This is a genomic window from Actinokineospora spheciospongiae, assembly GCF_000564855.1.
Taxonomy (GTDB): domain Bacteria; phylum Actinomycetota; class Actinomycetes; order Mycobacteriales; family Pseudonocardiaceae; genus Actinokineospora; species Actinokineospora spheciospongiae.
The window spans coordinates 1-5,894 of record NZ_AYXG01000201.1; the positions used below are offsets into that span (position 1 = coordinate 1).

Annotated in this window: 6 protein-coding genes; 5 read left to right on the forward strand and 1 reads right to left on the reverse strand. The window is 73.2% G+C overall.

Features of this window, described 5'->3' with window-relative positions:
- Window positions 1-76: 76 nt before the first annotated feature.
- On the reverse strand, window positions 77-517 hold the full coding sequence (locus UO65_RS25350) for an ester cyclase (protein ID WP_035287157.1): 441 nt from the start codon (window positions 515-517) through the stop codon (window positions 77-79).
- Window positions 518-1,072: 555 nt separating this feature from the next.
- Between UO65_RS25350 and UO65_RS25355 the strand changes: the two genes are divergently transcribed.
- The 5 genes from UO65_RS25355 (at window position 1,073) to UO65_RS25375 (ending at window position 5,578) form a co-directional block, all read left to right on the forward strand.
- The gene (locus tag UO65_RS25355) at window positions 1,073-1,495 is read left to right on the forward strand and encodes a hypothetical protein (RefSeq protein WP_035287160.1); all 423 of its coding nucleotides are present in this window, start codon (window positions 1,073-1,075) and stop codon (window positions 1,493-1,495) included.
- 139 nt (window positions 1,496-1,634) lie between these two features.
- The gene (locus UO65_RS25360) at window positions 1,635-2,654 is read left to right on the forward strand and encodes a FecCD family ABC transporter permease (RefSeq protein ID WP_035287163.1); all 1,020 of its coding nucleotides are present in this window, start codon (window positions 1,635-1,637) and stop codon (window positions 2,652-2,654) included.
- Between the two features lie 103 nt (window positions 2,655-2,757).
- Window positions 2,758-3,798 (forward strand): FecCD family ABC transporter permease, encoded by a 1,041-nt coding sequence (locus UO65_RS25365; RefSeq protein ID WP_035287165.1) that lies wholly within the window; start codon window positions 2,758-2,760, stop codon window positions 3,796-3,798.
- Window positions 3,798-4,616, forward strand: coding sequence for an ABC transporter ATP-binding protein (locus UO65_RS25370; RefSeq protein ID WP_035287167.1), 819 nt, complete (start codon window positions 3,798-3,800; stop codon window positions 4,614-4,616). The genes UO65_RS25365 and UO65_RS25370 overlap by 1 nt, the downstream gene beginning before the upstream one ends.
- The gene (locus UO65_RS25375; RefSeq protein ID WP_084176256.1) at window positions 4,613-5,578 is read left to right on the forward strand and encodes an iron-siderophore ABC transporter substrate-binding protein; all 966 of its coding nucleotides are present in this window, start codon (window positions 4,613-4,615) and stop codon (window positions 5,576-5,578) included. Before UO65_RS25370 ends, UO65_RS25375 begins: the two co-directional genes overlap by 4 nt.
- Window positions 5,579-5,894: the final 316 nt, after the last annotated feature.

The window sequence follows — 5,894 nt, forward strand, 5'->3', positions numbered from 1 at the left end:
GCCATAGGGGCCCCGGCCAAACACATCCACCCAGCCGGGCACACCCACCAAAACCCCGGGCTCCAAACAGCCCGGCCTAATACGGCTCGCCGAGGCATGCCCGGATCGCGGCCCGGTCCACCCACCCCAGGTGTGCCTCGGCAAGCGCACCGCGGAAGCTGAACCGGTGGATCTGCCGCCACCGCGCCACCCGCCCGTCCCGCCCGCTCTGGGCGAGGTTGGGTGCCCGGTAGGTGCCGGTCAGCTCCAGGTGCACCTCGACGGTGTCCTTCCCGCAGTCGCGGATGAACGGCACCCGGGCGTACAGGTCCGGCATGGATCGCCGGATCGCGAGCACGGCCGCTTCCAGGCCGCGCACGCCGTCGTCGAACAGTCGGGTGCCGGAACCGTCGCGGATGCCGGGGTGGGCGAAGTCCGCGACGACCGCGAGGTCTCCCTCGTTCAGTGCTTCCCGGACGAACGCCTCGGTGATGGCGAACCGGGTCGCGGTGTCGGTGGCGGTGAGGGTGGCGGTCATCGTTCTCCCGGATCGTGGTGTTGCGGACCCGGTGGGGGAGCGGCGAGTGCGTCGAGTGTAAGTGCCGGGTCCGCGCCGACGCGAGCCAGGCCGCGGGCACGTCCCCCGGTCGAGATCCCCCACGGCCCAACCGGTGCGCCGCGAACGGGTTGTCCGGTGTGGACAACCCGGTGCGCGCGGTGGGGCTGCCGAGCCCGCTCCGGGGACGCGGCCGGTCGGGTCGAATCGGCCCGGCGGCACCCCGGTCGCGAGCGCGCCACCGCGCCGGAGGGTCCGGCCGGGGCGTTCGGCGAGTCCGCTTGTTCGCTCCCTGTCGAACCGCGGGCGGCGCGCGGCCGCGGTCCGCTGCCCGCGGCCGTGCGCCGTCACCCGGTCGGCGGCGTGCCGGGGTGGCCCGGCGTGCGGTGCCGGGACCGGACCCGGGCGACCGGGGGAGTTCGATGCGATCAGTGGGTGACAAACGGGCCGCAAACGGGCCGTGGAGTGCCGCTGTTGGCTTACCCTGGGGGAATAGAGTCGATCACATGCGGGGTGGTGGCGCCGGTGGAGCTTCGCGTGGACGAGTTGGTCGGCAAGACCATCCGACGGGTGCGGCGGGTGCACTACGTCGACCCGAGCGGTGAGCCGGACACGGGGTCCGGGTTCATCGAGCTGAGCGCCGACGACGGGTTCGTCGCCCTCTTCGACTCCGGTGCCGACGGCGAGTCCATCCGGGTCGAGGCCAGGGAGTGGGTCGACCCGTTCACCGAGCCGCTGACCGACGAGAACCGCGAGTTCGTCCGCAGGCACGGCAAGTGGACGGTCTTCGACCGCTCCGCGGCGGCCGGGTACGCCCAGGTCGTGGGCAACACGGTGGTCGCCGTGCACCTCACCCGCGCCGCGGAGAAGGTCGTCGGCCTCGACATCGTGCTGGACCGGTGCTTCGTGTCGCTGGAGGTCCGGGCGGACGAGCTGCGGGTCCTCATCTCCGTCCTATGACCCGGCGGTGCACCGGGTGGTCACCCCGGGTGATCGCGTGGCCGGATTGTGACTGGGAACTCCGCGTTTCAACTACTCAGTGATACTGTCCTTAGCCTAACCTAAGCCCGCTCGGTCCGGTCGGAGTGCGGGAGGTGGCATGGCGCAGGTGACCGCCCGGCGGTCCGGCCACCTCTCCCTGGGGCTGCTGCTGGCCGCCGCGCTGCTGGTCGCGGTGGCCGTGGCGAGCGTGTTCACCGGGGCCAAACCGATCCCGGCGGGCACGGTCGTGGACGCGCTGCTGCGCTTCGACCCGACCGACAACGACCACCTGTTCGTGCGGGCCGAACGGGTGCCGCGCACGCTGGTGGGCCTGCTCGTCGGCGCCGCGCTCGGCGTCGCGGGGGCGGTCATGCAGGCGGTGGCGCGCAACCCGCTGGCCGACCCGGGGGTGCTCGGCGTCAACGCGGGCGCGGCTCTGTTCGTGGTCATCGGCATCAACCTGTTCGGCATCACCGCGCTCACCGGCTACGTGTGGTTCGGCTTCGCGGGCGCGCTGGTCGCCTCCCTGCTGGTCTACGGGGTGGGGGCGATGGGGCGCGAGGGGGCCACGCCGATCAAGCTGGCCCTGTCCGGGGCCGCCACCAACGCCGCTTTCGTCTCGCTGACCACCGCTGTGCTGCTGACCGACTCCGACACCTTCGACCAGTTCCGCTTCTGGCAGGTCGGTGCCCTGTCCGGGCGCTCCATGGCGGTCTTCTGGCAGTCGCTGCCGTTCATCGCGCTCGGGTTGGTGGTCGCCCTCGGTGCCGCCCGCTCGCTGAACACCCTGTCCCTGGGTGACGACCTGGCCCGCTCGCTCGGCCAGGACGTCACCCGCACGCGCGTCGTCGCCGGGCTCGCGGTGGTGCTGCTGTGCGGGGCGGCCACGGCGAGCGTGGGACCGATCGCCTTCGTCGGGCTGGCGGTGCCGCTGCTCGCCCGCGCCGTCACCGGACCCGACCACCGCTGGCTGCTGCCGTACTCGATGGTGCTGGCCCCGGTCCTGGTGGTCGGCGCGGACGTCGTCGGCCGGGTCGTCGCCCGGCCCGGTGAGCTGCAGGTCGGCATCCTCACCGCGGTCATCGGGGCGCCGGTGTTCATCGCCATCGTGCGCGGCCGGAAGGTGGCCGGGCTGTGACGACACCGCCGACGGGCGCGGCCCCTGTCGGAGCCCCCGCGGGCCCGCGGGGGCGGCTCGGTGCGCCGAGTGCCGGGTGCTCCCGCGTCGGGGTGGGGGCGTGATGGCGGTGTCGGCGGGGAGTGCGGCGATCGCGGCCGGTCGGGGGCGGGCGCGGCGGCGGTTCGCGGCGGTGGCCGGGGCGCTGGGGTTGCTGCTCGTCGTGTTCTTCGGCGTGGCGCTCACCTGGGGGCGGGGGTACGTGCCGCTGCCGGACGTGCTGTCCACTCTGGTCGGTCTGGGGAGCCGGAGCACCGACTACGTCATCCTCGACCTGAAATTGCCCCGGGCGTTGGCGGCCGTGCTGGTGGGGTTGGCCTTCGGCGTGTCCGGGGCGATCTTCCAGAGCCTGCTGGGCAACCCGCTGGCCAGCCCGGACGTCATCGGCATCAACACCGGGGCCAGCGCCGCGGCCGTGCTGGGCATCGTCGCGTTCGGACTCAGCGGCACCGCCGTCTCGGTCGTCGCCCTGGCGGGCGCGCTGCTGACCGCGGCCCTGATGTACGCGCTGACCTGGCGCGGCGGCATCTCCGGCTCCCGACTGGTGCTGGTCGGCATCGGCGTCGCGGCGATCCTGCTGAGCGTCGTGTCGTACCTGATGACGCGGTCGCGGGTGGCCACCGCGCAGGACGCCCTGGTGTGGCTGACCGGCAGCCTCAACGGTCGCAACTGGACGCAGGTGGTGCCGCTGTCGGTGCTGCTCGCGGTGCTGCTGCCCGCCGTGGCGGTGCTCGCCCGCACCCTCGGCCTGCTGCGCCTGGGCGACGACGCCGCCCGCGGTCTCGGGGTCGCGGTGGAACCCGCCCGGCTCGCGCTGCTGGGCTGCGCGGTCGCCCTCGCCGGGGCGGGCACCGCGGCGGCCGGGCCGGTGGCGTTCGTGGCGCTGCTCGCCGCCCCCATCGGACGGCGGCTGACCCGCGACGGTGGCCCGGCGCTGGTGGCGTCCGGGCTGGTCGGCGCGGCCGTGGTGCTGGTCGCCGACTTCGCCGCGCAGAACCTGCCCGGCCTGCCGCAGTACCCGGTGGGGGTGCTGACCGGCGCGGTCGGCGCCCCCTACCTGCTCCTGCTGCTGGCCAGGGCCAACCGGACCGGGAAGGGCGGATGATGACGGCCGAGCACACCCTGCGCACCGACGCGCTGCGGCTGGCCTACGACCGCCGCGAGGTGGTCAAGGGGTTGACCGTGGCGATCCCACCGGGCCGGGTCACCATGGTCGTCGGCCCGAACGCCTGCGGGAAGTCCACCCTGCTGCGCGGCCTCGCCCGGCTGCTCACCCCCGCCTCCGGCACGGTCCACCTCGACGACCGCGAGCTGCACACCATCCCCAGCCGGGAACTGGCCACGGTGCTGGGCATCCTCCCGCAGACCCCGGTCGCCCCCGAGGGCATCACCGTCGCGGACCTGGTCGGCCGGGGCCGCTACCCGCACCAGGGCTGGTTCCGCCGCTGGACCGCCGAGGACGACGCCGCGGTCGCCGAGGCGCTGGCCGCCACGGACACCCTGGAGGTGGCGGGCCGCCCGGTGGAGGAGCTGTCGGGTGGGCAGCGCCAGCGGGTGTGGATCGCGATGGCCCTGGCCCAGCGCACCGACCTGCTGCTGCTCGACGAGCCCACCACCTACCTCGACATCACCCACCAGGTCGAGGTGCTCGACCTGCTCACCGACCTCAACCGCACCCAGGGCACCACGGTCGTCGTGGTGCTGCACGACCTGAACCTGGCCTGCCGCTACGCCGACCACCTCATCGCCATGCGCGCCGGGGAGATCGTCGCCCAGGGCAGCCCGACCGAGGTGGTGACCGAGGAGGTCATCGAGCGCGTGTTCGGACTCCGCGCGCACGTCGTGCCGGACCCGGTGTCCGCCACCCCGATGGTCGTCCCCATCGGCCGCCACCACTGCGCAGAACAAGGAGAACCCCAGTGATCAGACGCATCGCCGCCGTGCTGGCCGCCGCAGGCCTGGCCCTCGCGGGCTGCGGCCAGGTGGAGGAGCCCGGCGACAACACCACCGCCCAGGCGGGCCCCACCGTGCAGACCCGCTTCGGCCCGGTCACCGTCCCCGCCAACCCCACCAAGGTCATCGCCCTGGGCTGGTCCGACGCCGAAACCGCCCTGGCCCTGGGCGTGCAACCGATCGCCGCCAGCGACTGGCTCGCCTTCGGCGGCGAGGGCGTGGGACCGTGGGCGGCGGGCAGGTACACCACCCCACCCAAGATCCTGCCCACGCTGGAGCTGGACTACCCCACCATCGCCCAACTCCAACCGGACCTGATCCTCAACACCCGCTCGGACAACTCCGAGGAGAAGTACCGGGAACTCAGCAAGATCGCCCCCACCGTCTCCTCACCGGCGGGCGTGGTCGCCTACGGAACCACCTGGCGCCAACAGGTGGACCTGGTCTCCCAGGCCCTGGGCAAGGCCGAAGAGGGCAAACGCCTCACCGCCGAGGTCGACAACGCCTTCACCAAGGCCAAGACCGACCACCCCGCCCTCACCGGCAAGACGGTCGCGGTGGGCGCCCACTACTCCGACAAGTACAGCGCCTACGTCCGAGGCGATTCCCGAGTGGACTTCCTGGAAAGCCTGGGCCTCACCAACAAACCCGAAGTCCAAGCCCTGGCAGGCGAAAGCTTCGCCGTGGACCTCTCCCGAGAACAAATCGAACTCCTCAGCGCCGACCTGACCGTCGTCTTCCCCATCGGCACCGACGGCACACCACTGCGCAACGACCAGGTCCTCAACCAGATCCCCTCGGCCAAGGCAGGCCACCTGGTCATCCTGGACGACAAGACCCTGGTGAACGCCTTCTCCAGCGGCTCCACCCTGGGCACCCTCTACGCCATCGACAAGGCCACCCCCCTCTTCACCACCGCCCTCGGCACCTGACCCACCCGGCCCGGCCCACCCCACCCGGCCCGGCCCACCCCACCCGGCCCGGCTCACCCCACCCGGCCCGGCTCACCCCACCCGGCCCGGCTCACCCCACCCGGCCTGGCCTGGCCCGGCTCAGCCGGTCCGGCCCACCCGGGCCGGGCTGGCCTGGCCCGGGTGGGCTGGCGCGCCAGCCCAGTTCGCCTCCTTGGCCAGCCAAGCGGGCTTGGCCTGGGGATCTGTCTCAAAGACAGTCGCCCACCCCGAGAACCGGCGACCCGGCTACGGATATGCCCGGGTGGGTGGATGTGTTTGGCCGGGGGTGGCGATC